Origin of the sequence: Bordetella bronchialis, assembly GCF_001676705.1 — a bacterium.
GTDB lineage: Bacteria > Pseudomonadota > Gammaproteobacteria > Burkholderiales > Burkholderiaceae_B > Bordetella_C > Bordetella_C bronchialis.
On sequence record NZ_CP016170.1, the window covers coordinates 1,959,141 to 1,977,265 of the forward strand.

Sequence of the window (18,125 nt, forward strand, 5' to 3'; positions counted from 1 at the left end):
ATGCCGCCCAGCTCGCGCGAAAGCGATCTCCCGCAGCCCCTGGGCGATCATCTTGTGCTGCCCTTGACCGATGGGGCGGTACTGGTGTTCGGCCTGACGTGGTCGCCGCTCATCGGCACCCGTGTCGATGTGCTCGCCCGCCGCAAGGCCAGGGAGACCCGCGCGACCCATTACGTGCACGGCGGCACCGGGGCCGCGGCGGTGGGCTGCGCGCGCTTGCGCGGGCGGGCCAAGGCCTGCTATGCGGCCGCCCAGGTGTTCGCCGGCATGCAGGGGGCCGGCACGGCGGCCGGCCTGCTGCCCTTGGACGATGGCCGGGTGTGGCTGGTGGCCTCGCGCAATGGCGCCGTCATGGCACGCGGCGATCGCGTGCATCCCGATGCCGCTTCGGCGCGGCAGGCGCTGGCCGAACTCGACGCCATGCATCCCGGGCTGGCCGGCCAGGTTCGCGATCTGTCGCTGGATGGGCTCGCCGCCGCGCTCGATCCCTCGGCGTGCCTTTGGCGTGCCGGTGTGCCGCTCATGCGGCTGCCCCTGCCCGTGCAGGGCGCGGCTCTTCTGGTCGTGCTGGCCGTGCTGGCTCCGCCGGCCTGGCGGGCCTGGCAACGGCTCGGAACGCCTCCCGTGGCGGCCAGCCCCGATCCGGCTCGCGCCTGGCACGAAGCGCTGGCGAAGGCGACGGCCGCCGTGCGCATCCATGATGCCAGCCAGCTTGGCCGCGTGTTCGCGACGCTGCGGGCCCTGCCCACGGCGTTGCAGGGCTGGAGCATGCGGTCCGCGCGTTGCCGTCCCCACGGCGGGGATTGGGCCTGCGACGCGCGCTACGCGCGCACCGCTCCGGACGCCACCAACCGCGCGCTGGCCGAACACCTGCCCGCGGCCATCCGCCCCGCCTTCGTTACGCTGGACGAGGCCTCGCTCTCGTGGCGCGTCACCGGCGCTGCCGGCACGCTGCGGCCTGAGGGCCTGCCCGATCCAGCCCGCACGGATATCGAATTCGCCAGCATGCTGCAGTCCATCCGGCCCGCGTTCGCCCGGGTGGCGCTCGGCGCGCCGGCGGCGCTTCCCGTCGCCGCGCCGCGCGACGCGCACGGCAACCCGCTGCCCGCGCCGCCGGATATGCCGCGCCTGCGCAAGCGCCCGCTCGTGGTGCATGGCCCCTTGCGTTCTTTCGCCCTGTTTACGCAGCCGCGGACCGTCGCCTCGTGGACCGCGGTCAGCCTGACCCTGCACGACGAGCGCGGCCCGGACATCGCCCACAGTCCCTTGATGGCCCAGCTCGAAGGAACCGTATATGAACGCGAATGACTTCCCGGCGCCGCCGCGGTATTTGTGTGTGCCCCTGTGGCGGCGCTGCGCCATGCTGCTCCTGGTGGCCGCTTGCGCGACGCCGGCGCATGCCGAAGCGCCGGGCCATGTCGCGCCGGCCGCGTCGCCGGCGGCCGGCAGCGTCGTGGCGCCGGATTGGCCGGATACGGACCTCGTCGACGAGCTCTTGCGCCGGGAAACCCGCGCGGCGCTTGCCGCGCAGGCCCGGCGCCAGGCGGCGCGCGATGCGGCGGGAGCCACAAATCCGCCTCCCGCGCAGGCGGACGTGCCGACGGACCGGATCGACCTGGCTGCCATCTACGGCGTGGGCAAGCGGCTGGATGTCGAAGTCCTGTTCAATGGACGTCGCTTGCGCTATCGCCACGGTCGCGAGTGGCCGGAGGAAGCGCCGAACGGGGAGGGCGCCTACGCCCTGCGCGGTATCCAGGGCAGTTGCGTCGTGCTGGACGGTGCGTCGGGAAACCGCCGCATCTGCCTGGCGGGCGGCGAGTAGGCCGCGTCATGACGATACGACGTTTTCCCACCGGCCTGCCCACGCAGCCGCCGTCCTCGGTGCCCGTGCTCGCCACCCAGGACGACATCGCGGCCATGGTCCCGGCTTTCGCGCGGGCGCTAGGCGAGGAATTCGATCTGGCCGGCCTGACGGGCCGCCTGTGTCCCGTCGTCCTGCAGGACGGCGCCGTGGCCATCTTCGCATTGGCGGACTACGCCGCGGGTGACCAGATCGAAGAGATCGAGCGCATGGTGCAGCGTCGTGGACGCCGCCTGGCCACGCCCTCGCGCTATGTGCTGCCGGCGCCGCTGCTGCTCAGCGTGGCGCGCGGGCAGCTTACCCTGCAATGCCTGCGCGACCGGCGCGCGGGCCTGGCGGACCGGCACAAATCCGCACTGGCGGCGGGCTTTTGCGACATCGTCACCTGGGGCGTGCGCAACGAGGCCAGCGACGTCCACTTGAATGTGCACCGGCGCGGCGCGGAATCCGAAATCCGCTTCACCATCGCGGGACGTTATGTCGCGCCCGCCCGCTTCCGCCACATGCCTACCGCCACCTTGATGGAAATGCTGGCCGTGGCATGGATGGACGTGCAGGGCGGCAATGGCGCCGTTTTCGATCCCAGGGCCGAGCAGCAAGGCCAGTTGCACGTCAAGGTGGACGACAGGCCGGTCATGCTGCGATGGGCGTCGCTGGCCACGGATCGGGGGCCTTCCGTCTGCCTGCGCTTGCTGCGGCTCGATCTGCGGGCCGACGGACTGTCCTTGCGGTCCCTCGGATACCTGGACAGCCAGATCGACATGCTCGATCGCGCCAGCCGCGCCGATGGCGGGTCGGTGGTACTGGCCGGCGCGGTCGGGTCCGGCAAGTCCACCACCATCGCCGCGCTGATCCGATCGCTGCCCGACACCCGCAAGATCATCACGCTGGAAGACCCGGTGGAATATCACATCGACAACGCCTTGCAGAACAGCGTCGCGCGCGATCTGGACGACAGCAGCATGACGGCGTTCGACGCCAAGCTGCGCACGGTCAAGCGTTCCGCGATGAACGACCTGCTGGTCGGCGAAATCCGCGACGCGGAAACCGGCCGCGCCTTCATGGACCTGGCGGCATCGGGCGTCAATCTCTACACCACCACGCATGCCGGGTGCGCGTGGATGATTCCCGAACGGCTGGCCTCGGATTTCATCGGTGTGTCGCGGGACTTCCTGGCTACCCCCGGCATACTCAAGCTGCTGGTGTACCAGGCTTTGGTGCCGCGCCTTTGCCGGCATTGCGCCTTGCCGCTGGCGTCCTTGCAGGACAGCCCCCAGGGAGCATGGTGGCAGCAATGGACGCGGCGCTTTACCGAGCGTCACGGCTTGCCGGGTGACGTCCTGCGCGTGCGCAACGACCAGGGGTGCCCGCATTGCCGCAACGAAGACCTGCCGGACTTGAACGGCCTTGCGGGCCGTACCGTGGTGGCGGAGATGATAGAGCCCTCGCATGACGACATCTTCCTGCGCTGCGTGCGGCAACGGGACAACCTGGCCCTGCGCGCCCATCTGCGGTCGGTCCGCGTCGCGTCCTTGGATCATCCCGACATGACCGGCAAGAGCGCCATGGAATGCGCCCTGTACAAGGCGGCCACCGGGCAGATCGATCCGCGCGAGATCGAGTTCCGCTTCCCGTCCGATGCCCCGGGCGGGGCGCCCCGGGGCCACGGGGTCGTGCATGCGTGAGCGGTCCTTCTTCGCGGCGCGCGCATGGCTGCCGGATCGGGCGTTCTGGCGTCTGCGTTGCGATGTCCTGCGGTTCTCGGGCATGCGTGCCGATTACTACGAGTACCTCGCCGATATGCTGGATGGCCTTCAAGGGCGCAAATCGCTGCGTGACCTGTTCCATGACGACGCACTGCGCCACGGCGACCGCACGGTAAGGGGCAGGCTGGCGCGGCGATGGGTCCGGACGCTGGAAAACTGCGGCGGCGACCTGGCCACCGCCTGGGCCGGCAGCATGCCGTCCGAAGAACTCGCATTGCTGCGTGCCGCGCAAGCCGGCGGTGCTGGCGCCCTGATTGCAGCCCTGCGCGACCTTGCCCGCGCGGCCCGTGTGGCTGGGCAGGCCGCGCGCATCTTCCGCGACACGCTCCTGGCGGGCCTGCTCGCCCTGTGCGTGGCGCTGGCCCTGGCCTGCGCGGTGCCGTATTTCACCGCGCCGCGGCTGCAGGCCGTGTTCCACGACGTTCCGGCCATCCATCACGGTGGCCTTACACGCGGCTTGTTCGCGTTCGGCGAGGCCGTCCGGGCAGGATTGCCCTTGCTGGCGGCATGCGCGGCCGGCGGCGCCTGGGTGCTGGTATGGTCGCTGCCCAATCTGGTGGGGCCGTGGCGCGCGCGCCTGGACGGCTGGTTCATCTGGCGCCTGTATCGCGACGTCAACGCCATCCGCTTCCTGGCCATGCTTGCCGTCCTGGTCCGGCGCCGTGGCAGTGTCGACATCCGCTTGCGGCAGGCCCTGGACATGCAGGCGGACCAGGCCGGCCCCTGGCTGTCCTGGCATATCCGCACCATGGTCGCCCGGATCGACGCGGGGCTGGTCGGCGCCGACAGTTTCGACACCGGCATGATCGATCGCCCTACCTGGTGGTACCTGAACGACATGATCGTCGCCCATGGCATGGCCTGCGGCCTGGACCGGGCCGCGGCCAGGGTCGAAGGGCGCGCGCTGGCACGCGTGGCGCGGCAGGCGCAGGCCCTGCGCTGGACACTGCTGCTGGGCGCGCTGGGGGCCGTACTGGCCCTGGCCTTGTGGCACTACGCCGCGATCGACGAGTTGCGCCGCGCCATGATGCACGTCCACGCCTCCGGCTGATCGTTCTCTTCGGGTTGACGCGGGCCGCCCGATCCTTTGCCGGGACCGAAGCCGCCCGCCGGTCCCTCTTTTCATACTGGCCTTTACAAGGAGCCGCCATGTCTTCCCGTCGCCGCCGCATGCAGCAGGGGTTTTCGCTGATCGAGGTGTCCATCGTCACCGCCATCGTTCTATTGATCGCCATCGTGGGCATACCCGCGATCGGGAGCTACGTCATCGAGAACAAAGTGCCGAAGGTGGGCGAGGAGCTCCAGCGCTTCGTCGCGCGCGTGAAAGCCAACGGCCAGGGGGGCGGCGTGGCGCCCTACGAGAACCTGCACGACGGCATGCTCGCGAACGCCTTGCGCGATTCCAGCGTGTTCGCGGTCAAGGGCAGCGATGCATCCGCCGTGGTGGCGCATGGCCTGGGCGGCAACGGTTCCGCTGGCCACGGCACCATCGCGCTGGCGCCGGCGTTCTTCGCCGGCGGCGGCCCGGGTTCCGCCTTCACGCTCACGCTGACCAATGTCAATAACGCCGCCTGCCCGGCGCTCGCGTCGGTGATGCAACGGGTCTCCGAAGTCATCACCCTGGAAGGCGAAGGCGGCCCGGTAGTCGTGAAGGACGCCGCCGCCTCGCCGCCCATGGCCTACGACGCCATGCTGGCGCAAGCGCAGTGCGCGCGCGGCGATGCCAATACCTTCGTCTTTACCGCACGCTGAAAAGGACGGGATGCCCTTGAACGCGATACATCCGCGCGCGCCGCGCCGCGCCGCCGGGCCGCACCGCCAGCGCGGCTTCGCGCTCCTGGAGCTGGCCATTGCCGTCGCTATTACTTGCATGCTGGCGGTCTGGGCGGCCAACCGTCTCATGCATGAGGTGGACGGCGTGGCCGAACGGGCGGCGGGCCTGTGGCTGCTCGATATCCGGCGCGCGCTGGACGGCCTGTTGGCGCGCCATGGCGACACGCTGGCCGCCGGCCAGGCGCCGATGGACGAGCAGGGCAGGCCGGCGTATGCCGATCCCTGGGCTCCCACGGTGGCGGAGCTCAAGGCGCAGGGGCATCTCGCCGCCGCGTTTCCAGACCCCGGCCCGCTGGGCATGCGGATCACCATGGCGCTGTGGCGAGGCCAGGGCTGTCCGGGCGCGGGATGCCGGATAGAGGCCCTGGCCCACGGGACCCTGCCGGCCTTGCCCACGGCAAATGGCGGGCGGGTGGATTCCTCCCGGATCGCGGGCGTGCTCATGGCGGCCGACGGCGCCGCCGGCAGCGTATCCGAACTGGCGCCCGGCCGGCTGCGCGGCGCCTCCTTCGATCTGCCGAATCCGCCCCTGCCCGGCATGGCGGCCCTGCCGGTCGGGACGATCGCGGTGCGCGCGGGCCAAGAAGCCCAGGATGCGAGCCGTTACCTGCGCAGCCACGATAGCCGGGACCCGGGATTCCGCGGCGACGTTTCCACGGCCGGGAACCTGTCGGCCGGCGGGCGCCTGGTCGCCGGCGGGCATCTCAAGCTGGATGGGCTTGCCGTCTCCGGCGAACCCTGCCCGGAAAACGGCCTGCTGGCGCGGGACGCGGAAGGGGGCTTGTTGAACTGCGTGGCCGGGGTCTGGGCGCCGCCTGGCGGTTTCGGCGGCGTGTTCGCCACGAATACGGGGGGCGGCTGCACCGGTATGGTCGGGCGGTCGTCCCTCAACCCCAGGACGGGCCGTTGCTCCTGTCCGCCGGGCTTCCAGGCGGTACTGGTCGCGGCCGGCGGTGAACGAGACCCCGAAGTGGGCTGGACGGAAGGCTACGTCTGCGTGCGCTGAGCGCGCCGGCCGGAAGGCGTAACCATCTTCAAACGGACGCTACCCTCTATAATCAAAAATTCGCCTTATGTCGACCGATTCTCCGCGATGAAATCCTCCGAGATCCGCCAGAAGTTCCTGCAGTTCTTCCAGTCCAAGGGGCATACCATCGTCCCTTCGTCGTCGCTCGTGCCCGGCAACGACCCCACCTTGCTTTTCACCAATTCCGGCATGGTGCAGTTCAAGGACGTATTCACCGGCAAGGAGACGCGCGCCTATTCGCGCGCCACGTCGTCGCAGCGCAGCGTCCGTGCGGGCGGCAAGCACAACGACCTGGAAAACGTCGGCTACACGGCGCGGCATCACACCTTCTTCGAAATGCTCGGTAATTTCAGCTTCGGGGATTACTTCAAGCGCGATGCCATCCATTACGCCTGGGAACTGTTGACCGCCGTATACAAGCTGCCCGCCGAGAAGCTGTGGGTGACGGTCTATCACGAGGACGACGAAGCCTACGACATCTGGGCCAAGGAAATCGGCGTGCCGGCCGAGCGCATCGTGCGCATCGGCGACAACAAGGGGGCCCGCTACGCCTCGGACAATTTCTGGCAAATGGCGGAAACCGGCCCTTGCGGCCCCTGCTCGGAAATTTTCTACGACCACGGTCCCGAAGTATGGGGCGGCCCTCCCGGATCGCCGGAGGAAGACGGCGACCGCTATATCGAGATCTGGAACCTGGTGTTCATGCAGTTCGAGCGCGACGCCGCGGGCAATATGTCCAAGCTGCCCAAGCCCTGCGTCGATACCGGCATGGGCCTGGAGCGCATTTCCGCCGTCCTGCAGGGCGTGCATTCCAATTACGAGATCGATCTTTTCCAGAAGCTGATTGCCGCGGCCGCGCGGGAAACCGGCGTGCGCGACCTCAACGACAATTCGCTGAAGGTCATCGCCGACCACATCCGCGCCTGTTCCTTCCTGATCGTCGACGGCGTCATTCCCAGCAATGAAGGGCGCGGGTATGTGCTGCGCCGCATCGTCCGCCGCGCCCTGCGGCACGGCTACAAACTGGGCCAGACCAAGCCCTTCTTCCACCGCCTGGTGCCGGACCTGGTCGCCGAAATGGGAGAGGCCTATCCGGAACTGGCCCGCACGGCCGAACGCGTGGCGCAAGTGCTCAGGCAGGAAGAGGAACGCTTCGGCGAAACGCTGGAAAACGGCATGAAGATCCTGGACGGCGCGCTGGCCGGCGTCCCCAAGGGCGGCCAGCTGGACGGCACCACCCTGTTCACGCTGTACGACACCTACGGCTTCCCGGTGGACCTGACGGCCGACATCTGCCGCGAGCGCGGCGTGGAAGTCGACCTGGCCGGCTTCGATGCCGCCATGGCGCGGCAGCGCGAGCAGGCGCGCGCGGCCGGCAAGTTCAAGATGGCCGAAGGCCTGGCCTACGATGGCGTGGATACCCGCTTCGTGGGCTACGAGAACATCGAGCTCGACGACGTGCGGGTGGTGGCGCTGTATGCCGACGGCACGGCGGTCGAGCGCATCCAGGCCGGCCAGGATGCGGTGGTGGTGCTGGATGCCACGCCGTTCTATGCGGAGTCCGGCGGCCAGGTCGGCGATACCGGGCTGCTCGAAGCCGCGGGCGTGCGCTTCGCCGTGGCCGACACGCAGAAGATCCAGGCCGGGGTATTCGGCCATCATGGGCGGCTGGAATCCGGCACGCTGGCGGTGGGCGACACCATCCTGGCGCGCGTGGATGCGGTGCGCCGGGCGCGCACGGTCCGCAACCACTCCGCCACGCACCTGATGCACAAGGCCTTGCGCGAAGTGCTGGGCGGGCACGTGCAGCAGCGCGGTTCGCTGGTCGACCCGGAGAAAACGCGCTTCGACTTTGCCCACGATGCCCCGATGACGGCCGAACAAATCGCCCGCGTCGAAGCCATCGTCAATGCCGAAGTCCTGGCCAACCAACCCGCGCAGGCGCGCGTGCTGCCTTATGACGAGGCCGTCAAAAGCGGCGCCATGGCGCTGTTCGGCGAAAAGTACGGCGACACCGTGCGGGTGCTGGATATCGGCTCTTCGCGCGAGCTCTGCGGCGGCACGCACGTCGCCCGCACCGGCGACATCGGCATGTTCAAGATCGTGGCCGAGACCGGCGTGGCTGCCGGCGTGCGCCGCGTCGAAGCCATCACGGGCGACAACACCGTGGCGTGGGTACAGGCCCAGGCGGCCTTGCTGAACCGCGCGGCCGCCGCGCTGCGCGCTTCGCCGGCCGACCTGCCCGAGCGCATCGTCCAGGTGCAGGAACAGGTCAAGTCGCTGGAAAAAGACCTGGACCAGGCGCGCAGCCGGCTGGCCGCCAGCGCCGGCAACGATCTGGCAGCCCGGCAGACCGTGGAAATCAAGGGCATCAAGCTGCTCGCCGCGGGCATCGACAACGCCGATCCCAAGGCGCTGCGCGGCATGGTGGATCAGCTCAAGGACAAGCTCAAGCCGGCGGTGGTGCTGCTGGCCGCGGCGGCGGACGGCAAGATCAGCGTGGTCGGCGGCGTCACGTCCGACCTGACCGACCGCATCAAGGCCGGCGACCTGGTCGGCTTCGTCTCCGGGCAACTCGGCGGCAAGGGCGGCGGCCGGCCGGATATGGCCATGGGCGGGGGCAGCGATGCCGCGGCCCTGCCGGCGGCCATCGCCAGTGTGCGCCAATGGGTGGATGAGCGGCTGTGAGCACCGAAGATCCCTCCAACGGCGGCGGCACGCAGGCCGCAGCGCCTGCCGGGGACGCGTCGGCCATCCCCGTCGCGGACCTGGAAATCGACGCAACGGGGCTTGCCTGCCCGCTGCCCATCCTGCGCGCCAAGAAGGCCCTGGCGCAGCTGGCCAGCGGGCAGGTATTGAAGGTCGCCACCACCGACCGCAACGCCATCCGCGACTTCCAGGCCTTCGCCCGCCAAACGGGCAACACCCTGCTGCATCAGCAGGAAAGCGATGGACAGGGCGTGCACTACCTGCGTCGCCGCTGAAACGGGCGCCGGGCAGGGGACAGCCCGGATCCCGGCGATCCGGCGCTTTCCCTTAAAAGGGACGCCATTCGGCGCGGCCCCGATGCCACAGCCCTGAACAAAATGCGGTAGGCTATTTGCCGTGCCCGTCGCATCAATGCTAGAATCTACTGTTTTTCACAACCAATTCAAGGGATTACCTATGCTGGTGATTCGTCTGGCCCGCGGTGGCTCGAAGAAACGTCCGTTCTACAACCTGGTGGCGACCGACTCGCGTAACCGCCGCGACGGCCGTTTTGTCGAGCGCGTGGGTTTCTACAATCCGGTCGCGAGCGAAGGCACGGAAAGCCTGCGTATCGCCCTGGACCGCGTGCAGTACTGGACGAGCAACGGCGCCCAGCTGTCGCCCGCCGTCGCGCGCCTGGTCAAGGACTACTCGGCCAAGGTCTCGGCCGCGGCCTGATACGTGCCCGCGAACACGGCGGCCCGCATTGAGCGTCCGCCCGTTCCATGCATGATCCGCGCCGCGCAATGAGCAACGCCGCAACGCAAGCCGTGGCGCCCGCCGACCTGGTCGAGCTCGGGCGCATCGTCGCGGCCTATGGCGTGAAGGGCTGGATCAAGATCCAGCCTCACTCGGCCGATGCGGATGTCCTGCTGTCGGTCGCGGCTTCCGCCAAGCCGGCGTCGGCACCCGTCGCGCCCGCCGCCACATGGTGGCTCGCCCGGCCCGCCTTGCCCGGCACGTCGGCCGCGGCATCCGGCAAGTCTTCGCCTGCGCATCCCTACGCCATCAGAGCCGCCCGTCCGCATGGGTCGCACATCGTCGCGCAGCTGGAAGGCATCGACGACCGCGACCAGGCCGAAGCCCTGAAAGGCATGGCCGTCTACGCCCCGCGCAGCGCCTTCCCGGCGCCCGACCCGGACGAGTACTACTGGGTCGACCTGATCGGCTGCACCCTGTATGGCGATCACGAGGGCGCGCCCGTCTTGCTCGGCGTCGTCGACGAAGTCCTGGATAACGGCGCGCACGCGGTACTCAAGGTGCGACGCCAGCAGCTGCCGCCGCAAGGTGGCGACCCCGTTCCGCTGCTCGATGCCAAGGGGCGGCCTGTGGACGTCCTGGTGCCCTTCGTCCAGGCGCACGTCCGTGCCGTCGATCTGGCCAATCGCCGCATCGATAGCGACTGGCCGCTGGATTTCTGATGCGCTTCGATGTCGTTACCCTGTTCCCGGACATGTTTTCCGTCGTCCGGGACCTGGGGGTGACCGGTCGCGCGCATGGCCAGGGCCGGTGGAACCTGCAGGCCTGGAACCCCCGCGACTATACGCATGACGCGCACCGCACCGTGGACGACCGTCCCTACGGCGGCGGCCCGGGCATGGTCATGATGGCCGCGCCGCTCGCCGCGGCGGTGCAGGCCGCCCAGGCGCGCCGTGTGGCGGACGCCATGTCGCCGGCGCCGGTCATCCTGCTCTCGCCCACCGGGCGCCGCTTCGACCAGGCGCGTGCGCACGCCATGGCGACTTCCGCCGGCGCCGTGCTGATCTGCGGCCGTTATGAAGGCATAGACCAGCGCTTCATCGACCGCTACGTGGACGAGGAGCTCTCCCTCGGCGATTTCGTGCTGTCAGGCGGCGAGCTGGCGGCCCTGGCGATCGTGGATGCCACCGTACGCCTGCTGCCCGGCGTGCTGAACGACGATGAATCCGCGGTGCAGGATTCCTTCAATCCCGCCCTGTCCGGGCTGCTCGATAGTCCCCACTACACGCGGCCCGAGGTCTATGACGATGTCGCCGTGCCGGCGCCGCTGCTGTCGGGCCATCATGCCAACATCGCGCGATGGCGCCGCGAACAATCCCTGCGCCTGACCGCCGAACGGCGGCCCGACCTTATCGCGCGTGCGCGCGAGCGGGGCTGGCTGACCGCCGAAGACGAACGGTTCCTGCGCACCCTGGACAAACCGGCCTAGGAGCCGGTCCAGCCGGGCCGCCCGCACCACCGCCCGGGCGGTGCGGAAGCTGGCCGGCGGGCACGTGTCGGCCCGCACCCGAACCGGTGCTTCGCCGCGTCGCTCAGGCCGCGAGCCGGGCCCGCTGTTCGCGTACCTTGGCCAGCGTTTCGCCGAACTGGCCGAGGCGCGCCTTTTCCTGCTCGACCACGGCCGCGGGCGCGCGTTCCACGAAACTGGGGTTGGACAATTTGCCGTTGGCCTTGGCGATTTCCCCTTCCAGGCGGGAGATCTCCTTGTCCAGCCGCGCGCGTTCCGCCACCACGTCGATCTCGACATGCAGCATCAAACGCGCGGAGCCGACCACTTGCACCGGCGCGCCGACGTCCGGCAGCATGTCCACCACGTCGACCTGCGTCAGGCGAGCCAGCGCCGCCAGGTAGGGGGCATTGCGGCCAAGCAGCTCCGCCGGTCCCTGGGCGATCAGGGGCACCTTCTGCGCGGGCGATAGATTCATCTCGCCGCGCAGCGCGCGCACCGCCTCCACCTGGGCCTTCAGCTCGGCGACGTCGGCCTCGGCCTGTTTGTCCACCGCCGCCGGATTGGGTCGCGGATACGGCTGCACGCTGACGCTGCCGGCCACGCCGGGCTGCCGCTTGCCGGCCACCACCGACACCTTTTGCCAGAGTTCCTCGGTAATGAAGGGAATGATGGGGTGCGCCAGGCGCAGAACGACTTCCAGCACGCGGATCAACGTGGCGCGCGTGGCGGCCTGCTGTGCCGGCGTGCCGGTCTGCAGCCGCACCTTGGCCAGCTCCACGTACCAGTCGCAGTATTCGTCCCAGATAAAACGGTAGAGCGCATTGGCGACGTTATCGAAACGGTAGTCGGCGAAGCCGCGCGCGACTTCCGCTTCGAGCTCCTGCAGCTGGCTGACGATCCAGCGGTCCACGAAGCTGGTCTCGCCGTTGGCCGCGACCTCCTGGCCTTCCGTGTTCATCAGCACGAAGCGAGTGGCGTTCCACAGCTTGTTGCAGAAATTGCGGTAGCCTTCGCAGCGCTTGAGGTCGAAATTGATGTTGCGCCCCAGGGTGGCGTAGGCCGCCATGGTGAAGCGCAGGGCATCCGCGCCGAAGGCGGGTATGCCTTCGGGAAACTGCTTGCGCGTCGCCTTTTCGATGGCGCCGGCCTGCTTGGGGTTCATCAGCCCATAGGTGCGCTTGGCCACCAGCGTTTCCAGGTCCACGCCGTCGATCAGGTCCACCGGATCCAGCGTATTGCCCTTGGATTTGCTCATCTTCTGGCCTTCCGCATCGCGGATCAGGCCATGCACATAGACGTGCTTGAAAGGAATCTGGCCCGTCAGGTGCGTGGTCATCATGATCATCCGGGCCACCCAGAAGAAGATGATGTCGAAGCCCGTCACCAGCACGCTGGAGGGCAGGTAGCGTTCCAGGTCGGGTGTCTTGTCGGGCCAGCCCAGGTCGGTGAACGGCACCAGGGCCGACGAGAACCAGGTGTCCAGCACGTCCGGATCGCGCTCCAGCGGCCCGTCGACCCCCGCCGCGCGGGCCTGCTCCAGGGCTTCCGCCTCGGTATGGGCCACGAAGATGCTGCCGTCCTTGGCGTACCAGGCGGGAATCTGGTGGCCCCACCACAGCTGCCGGGAAATGCACCAGTCCTGGATGTTATTCAGCCACTGGTTGTAGACGGTGGTCCAGTTCTCCGGATAGAAGGTGATTTGTCCGTCGGCCACCACATCGAGCGCCACCTGCGTGATGCTCTTGCCGGGATGCAGCGTGCCATCGGGCGCGGGCTTGCTCATCGCCACGAACCACTGGTCGGTCAGCATGGGTTCCAGCACCACGCCCGTGCGGTCGCCCTTGGGCTGCATCATCTTGTGCTTTTCGACGCCCCGCAGGTAGCCGTTGGCTTCGAGCTCGGCCACCACGGCCTTGCGCGCCTCGTAGCGCTCCAGGCCCCGGAACTGGGCGGGGCCGTTCTCGTTGATGTGGGCGTCCGGCGTGAAAATGACGATCAGCGGCAGCTTGTGCCGCAGCGCGCAGGCATAGTCGTTGAAGTCATGCGCGCCGGTAATCTTGACCACGCCCGTGCCGAAATCGGGGTCGACGAAATCGTCGGCGATGATAGGAATATTGCGGTCGCAGAGCGGCAGTTCCACCAGCTTGCCCACCAAGTGCTTGTAGCGCTCGTCGCCCGGGTGCACGCAAAGGGCGCCGTCGGCCAGCATGGTTTCGGGCCGGGTGGTGGCGATGGTCAGGCCGCGCAGCGTCACCGTGTTGCCCTCGCGGTCGACGATGGTCTGCGGCCCGTCCACGAAGGGGTATTCGATGCGCCACATGAAGCCTTCGGTTTCCTCGGCCTGCACTTCCAGGTCGGACACCGCCGTCAGCAGCTTGGGATCCCAGTTGACCAGCCGCTTGCCGCGATAGATGAGGCCTTCGCGGTACAGGCGGACGAAGGTCTCCACCACGCCGCGCGACAGGCGGTCGTCCATGGTGAAATATTCCCGGCTCCAGTCGGCCGACGCCCCCAGGCGCCGCACCTGGCTGGTGATGGTATTGCCGGACTGCTGCTTCCATTCCCAGACCTTCTGGACGAACTTTTCACGGCCCAGGTCGTGGCGCGAAATCTGCTGCGCGTCCAGCTGCCGCTGGACCACGATCTGCGTGGCGATGCCGGCATGATCCGTCCCCGGAATCAGCACGGTATCGGCGCCCAGCATGCGGTGGTAGCGCGTCAGCCCATCCATGATGGTCTGGTTGAACGCATGCCCCATGTGCAAGGTCCCAGTCACATTGGGCGGGGGAAACTGGATGGCGTAGCTGCCGGTGGAGGTCTCGCCCGCGACGTGCCGGCCGGCGTCGAAATACCCGCGCTGGGCCCATTCGGCGTACCAGCGCGCTTCGATTTCGGCGGGTTCGAAGCTCTTGGATAGTTCCTGCGACTCGTTCTGAGGGGGTGCGGCTTTGTTCATTGCGCGATTCCGGCTGACTGACGGCCCCGCCTGATTCCTACGGGGCAAACCGACAATTTTAAGATGTAGACGCCAATCGCGGCGTGCTAGAATGTCCGGTTACTGTAAACCACGTAGAAGTCCCTGTTTTTATTGGAGTTTTCATGTCCATCGAACGCACCCTCTCGATCATCAAGCCCGACGCCGTGGCAAAGAATGTTATCGGCCAGATCGTGGCCCGTTTCGAGCAGGCCGGCCTGAAGGTCATCGCCGCGCGCATGCAGCAATTGTCGCGCACCGATGCGGAGCGCTTCTACGCCGTCCACAAGGCGCGTCCCTTCTTCAAGGATCTGGTCGACTTCATGGTCTCCGGTCCCGTCTTCGTCCAGGTGCTGGAAGGCGAAGGCGCCATCGCCAAGAACCGCGACCTGATGGGCGCGACGGATCCCAAGAAGGCCGCCCCCGGCACCATCCGCGCCGACTTCGCCGAAAGCATCGACGCGAATGCCGTGCATGGCTCCGACGCGCCGGAAACCGCCGCCGTCGAAATCGCTTTCTTCTTCCCTGAAATCAACATCCACAGCCGCTGATCGCGGCGTCCGCCGACGTCATGAACGATAACGAACGTGTCAATCTGCTGGGCCTGGATGGCGCCGAGCTCGCCGCGCTGGTGCAGCGCTGGGGCGGCAAGCCGTTCCGCGCCCGCCAGCTGCAGCGCTGGGTGCACCAGCGCGGCGCCGACACGTTCGACGCCATGACCGACCTGGCCCGGGATTTCCGCGCGCAGCTGGCGCGGGAATGCACGATCCAGGCGCTGCCGGTGGTCACCGAGCAGAAATCCACCGACGGCACCCGCAAGTGGTTGTTCGACGTGGGGCAGGGCAATGCCATCGAAACCGTCTTCATCCCCGAGGACGATCGCGGCACCCTGTGTATTTCCAGCCAGGCGGGCTGCACGGTGGCCTGCCGCTTCTGTTCCACCGGCCACCAGGGCTTCAACCGCAATCTGCACGCCAGCGAAATCATCGGGCAGCTGTGGTGGGCTCGCAAAGTCCTGGAAGGCGACGTGGCCAGTGCCCGCCTGCCTTCGGACAAGGCCGCCGTTCCCGCGCAGCCGGACAACCGCGTGGTCAGCAATGTGGTGATGATGGGCATGGGCGAGCCCCTGCTCAATTACGACCAGGTGCTGACCTCCCTGCGGCTGATGCTGGACGACAACGCGTATGGCCTGTCGCGCCGCCGCGTCACCGTCTCCACTTCCGGCGTGGTGCCCATGATGGACCGCCTGGCGCACGATTGCCCGGTCGCGCTGGCCGTCTCGCTGCACGCGCCCAACGATGCGCTGCGCGATGAGCTCGTGCCGCTGAACCGCAAATATCCGCTGGCGGAATTGCTCGCCGCGTGCAACCGATACCTGGAACACGCGCCGCGCGATTTCATTACTTTCGAATATGTCATGCTCGACGGTGTCAACGACGCCGACGTGCATGCGCGCGAGTTGATCCGCATCGCCGCGCAAGTGCGGTGCAAGATCAACCTCATTCCGTTCAATCCGTTTCCGCAATCCGGCCTGAAGCGATCGCCCGCGGCGCGCGTGCGACTGTTCGCGCAACGCCTGATGGACGCGGGTGTCGTGACCACCGTGCGCAAGACGCGCGGCGACGACATCGACGCGGCCTGCGGCCAGCTCGCCGGCGAAGTGCGCGACCGTACCCGCATCACCGAGCGCATCGCGGCCCAAAGGCAGGCCATCCCCATCAAGCAGGTCGGCGCTCCCGCGCGGCCCCAGGAGGGGCGAGCGGCATCGCCGGAGCAAGGCGGACACGGCCACAGGAGGGTACTACTGTGAGCGACAACGCTTCCGCGACCGTTTCCACCCAGCCCGGCGCCAACGCGGCCGGGCAAAGCGCGGTGGGCGATGCACTGCGAGCGCTGCGTGTAAGCAAAGGCTGGTCGCTGGAAGAAGTGGCCGGCCGCATCAAGTTCGCCCCGCGCCAGATCGCCGCGCTGGAAGAAGAACGCTGGGCCGATCTGCCGCAAGGCATATCGCTGCGCGGGCTGGTCCGCAGCTATGCCCGCTTGCTGGGAGCCGATCCCGAAGCCATCATCGCCTCGCTGGAGCCCCATATGCGCGGCGGCGCGCCGGCGCGCCTCACCAACCAGGGCGCGCTGCAGTCCCCGCGCGGCACCATTCCCGCAGAGGAAGAGCGCAGTTCGTCGTCCTGGGGGTGGCTGGTGGTCATCCTGCTGGTGATCGCCGCCGCCGTGGCCTACGGCATCTGGCAGGGCTGGCTGCCCACCCACTGGCTGCCCGGCTGGCTGTCCCGCTCGGGGCATTGACGGCCGGGGCTGCCGCCCATCGGCCATCGACGCCGACCACCGTTCCATTCATCGCGTTTCGACACCCCGCCATGCAAGAATCGTCACCGCCCTGCCAGGATCAAGCGCCGCCGCCCGTGGGGCCCGGATCCCGCCACGCCACCCGCGCGGTGCGGGTGCAATGGAATGGCCGCGCGGTCACGATAGGCGGCGACGCGCCCGTGGTCGTGCAGTCCATGACCAACACCGATACCGCGGATGCCATCGCCACGGCGATCCAGGTGCGTGAGCTGGCCCAGGCGGGCTCCGAGCTGGTGCGCATTACGGTCAATACCCCCGAAGCCGCGCGCGAAGTCGCCGCCATCCGCGAACAGCTGGATCGCATGGGCGTCGATGTCCCCCTGGTGGGCGATTTCCACTACAACGGCCACAAGCTGCTGACGCAATACCCGGAATGCGCGCAGGCCCTGTCCAAATACCGCATCAACCCGGGCAACATGGGCGGCGGCAAGAAGCGCGACGACAACTTCGCGCAGATGATCGAGGTCGCCTGCCGCCATGACAAGCCGGTGCGCATCGGCGTCAATTGGGGCAGCCTGGACCACGAGCTGATGGCGCGCAAGATGGACGAAAACAGCCGCCGCGCCACGCCGTGGGAAGCCCAGGCGGTGATGCGGGATGCGCTGGTGGTTTCGGCCATCAGCAATGCCCGGCGCGCCGAGGAACTCGGCCTGGCCGGCGACAAGATCATCCTGTCGTGCAAGGTCAGCCATGTGCAGGACCTGATCGCGGTCTACCGCGACCTGGCCGCGCGTTGCGACTATCCCCTGCACCTGGGCCTGACGGAAGCCGGCATGGGCAGCAAGGGCATCGTGGCGTCCACCGCGGCGCTGGCCGTCCTGCTGCAGGAAGGCATAGGCGATACCATCCGGATTTCCCTCACGCCGGAACCCGGCGGCGACCGCACGCGCGAAGTCGTCGTGGGGCAGGAAATCCTGCAAAGCATGGGTCTGCGGGCCTTTACGCCCATGGTGGTCGCCTGCCCGGGATGCGGCCGCACCAGCAGCACCGTGTTCCAGGAGCTGGCCGATAGCATCCAGTCCTATCTGCGCCGCCAGATGCCCGTGTGGCGCACCCGCTATCCCGGCGTCGAAAGCATGAATGTCGCGGTCATGGGCTGCGTGGTCAACGGACCGGGCGAAAGCCGGCACGCCGACATCGGCATCAGCCTGCCGGGCACCGGCGAAGTCCCCGCCGCGCCGGTATTCATCGACGGCGAACGCACGGTCACGCTCAAGGGCGATCACATCGCCGAAGAATTCCAGGCGATCGTCGAAAACTATGTGGCGCGCCGCTACGGCTCGCAGGTCTCACAATAAAAGTAAAGGGTATGGCGCCTCCGCCACGGCAGCCGCCGCGGCGCGCGC

General features: G+C 68.2%; 15 protein-coding genes and 1 pseudogene. 15 read left to right on the plus strand and 1 reads right to left on the minus strand.

Annotation, left to right across the window (positions count from 1 at the left end; genetic code table 11):
- From BAU06_RS08710 to trmD, 11 genes are all read left to right on the plus strand, one after another.
- Positions 1-1,308 (plus strand): type 4b pilus protein PilO2, encoded by a 1,308-nt coding sequence (locus BAU06_RS08710; RefSeq protein ID WP_066347180.1) that lies wholly within the window; start codon positions 1-3, stop codon positions 1,306-1,308.
- Complete coding sequence (locus tag BAU06_RS08715) at positions 1,295-1,822, plus strand: hypothetical protein (RefSeq protein WP_066347183.1); 528 nt, start codon at positions 1,295-1,297, stop codon at positions 1,820-1,822. Before BAU06_RS08710 ends, BAU06_RS08715 begins: the two co-directional genes overlap by 14 nt.
- Positions 1,823-1,830: 8 nt before the next feature.
- Complete coding sequence (locus BAU06_RS08720) at positions 1,831-3,546, plus strand: ATPase, T2SS/T4P/T4SS family (RefSeq protein ID WP_066347186.1); 1,716 nt, start codon at positions 1,831-1,833, stop codon at positions 3,544-3,546.
- Positions 3,539-4,678 carry a general secretion pathway protein gene (locus BAU06_RS08725; protein WP_066358513.1) on the plus strand — a complete coding sequence of 380 codons (1,140 nt, stop codon included), beginning with the start codon at positions 3,539-3,541 and terminating at the stop codon, positions 4,676-4,678. The genes BAU06_RS08720 and BAU06_RS08725 overlap by 8 nt, the downstream gene beginning before the upstream one ends.
- A 98-nt stretch (positions 4,679-4,776) precedes the next feature.
- Positions 4,777-5,379: a type 4 pilus major pilin gene (locus BAU06_RS08730; protein ID WP_066347188.1), complete on the plus strand. Its 603-nt coding sequence runs from the start codon at positions 4,777-4,779 to the stop codon at positions 5,377-5,379.
- Positions 5,380-5,395: 16 nt separating this feature from the next.
- A complete protein-coding gene (locus BAU06_RS08735) occupies positions 5,396-6,466 on the plus strand; it encodes a type II secretion system protein (RefSeq protein ID WP_197509470.1) in 1,071 nt (356 codons plus the stop codon).
- 87 nt (positions 6,467-6,553) lie between these two features.
- Complete coding sequence (alaS, locus tag BAU06_RS08740) at positions 6,554-9,175, plus strand: alanine--tRNA ligase (protein WP_066347197.1); 2,622 nt, start codon at positions 6,554-6,556, stop codon at positions 9,173-9,175.
- 65 nt (positions 9,176-9,240) lie between these two features.
- Positions 9,241-9,471, plus strand: a complete 231-nt coding sequence (locus BAU06_RS08745) for a sulfurtransferase TusA family protein (RefSeq protein WP_066358516.1) — start codon at positions 9,241-9,243, stop codon at positions 9,469-9,471.
- 181 nt (positions 9,472-9,652) lie between these two features.
- A complete protein-coding gene (rpsP, locus tag BAU06_RS08750; RefSeq protein ID WP_066347199.1) occupies positions 9,653-9,913 on the plus strand; it encodes a 30S ribosomal protein S16 in 261 nt (86 codons plus the stop codon).
- A gap of 68 nt (positions 9,914-9,981) precedes the next feature.
- The gene (rimM, locus tag BAU06_RS08755; protein WP_066347210.1) at positions 9,982-10,656 is read left to right on the plus strand and encodes a ribosome maturation factor RimM; all 675 of its coding nucleotides are present in this window, start codon (positions 9,982-9,984) and stop codon (positions 10,654-10,656) included.
- Positions 10,656-11,423 (plus strand): tRNA (guanosine(37)-N1)-methyltransferase TrmD, encoded by a 768-nt coding sequence (gene trmD, locus BAU06_RS08760; protein WP_066347213.1) that lies wholly within the window; start codon positions 10,656-10,658, stop codon positions 11,421-11,423. The genes rimM and trmD overlap by 1 nt, the downstream gene beginning before the upstream one ends.
- Positions 11,424-11,526: 103 nt before the next feature.
- On the opposite strand, the gene BAU06_RS08765 is transcribed toward trmD, so the two are convergent.
- A complete protein-coding gene (locus BAU06_RS08765; RefSeq protein ID WP_066347224.1) occupies positions 11,527-14,400 on the minus strand; it encodes a valine--tRNA ligase in 2,874 nt (957 codons plus the stop codon).
- A gap of 143 nt (positions 14,401-14,543) precedes the next feature.
- On the opposite strand from BAU06_RS08765, the gene ndk reads away from it, so the two are divergent.
- The 4 genes and pseudogenes from ndk to ispG all read left to right on the plus strand — a co-directional run bounded on the left by ndk (position 14,544) and on the right by ispG (position 18,077).
- Positions 14,544-14,969 (plus strand): nucleoside-diphosphate kinase, encoded by a 426-nt coding sequence (ndk, locus tag BAU06_RS08770; protein ID WP_066347227.1) that lies wholly within the window; start codon positions 14,544-14,546, stop codon positions 14,967-14,969.
- Between the two features lie 20 nt (positions 14,970-14,989).
- Positions 14,990-16,153 (plus strand): annotated as a pseudogene (gene rlmN / locus BAU06_RS08775) (dual-specificity RNA methyltransferase RlmN); the annotation flags it as partial.
- A gap of 71 nt (positions 16,154-16,224) precedes the next feature.
- The gene (locus BAU06_RS08780) at positions 16,225-16,719 is read left to right on the plus strand and encodes a helix-turn-helix domain-containing protein (protein ID WP_066347232.1); all 495 of its coding nucleotides are present in this window, start codon (positions 16,225-16,227) and stop codon (positions 16,717-16,719) included.
- Between the two features lie 71 nt (positions 16,720-16,790).
- On the plus strand, positions 16,791-18,077 hold the full coding sequence (ispG, locus tag BAU06_RS08785; RefSeq protein WP_066347237.1) for a flavodoxin-dependent (E)-4-hydroxy-3-methylbut-2-enyl-diphosphate synthase: 1,287 nt from the start codon (positions 16,791-16,793) through the stop codon (positions 18,075-18,077).
- Positions 18,078-18,125 lie beyond the last annotated feature (48 nt).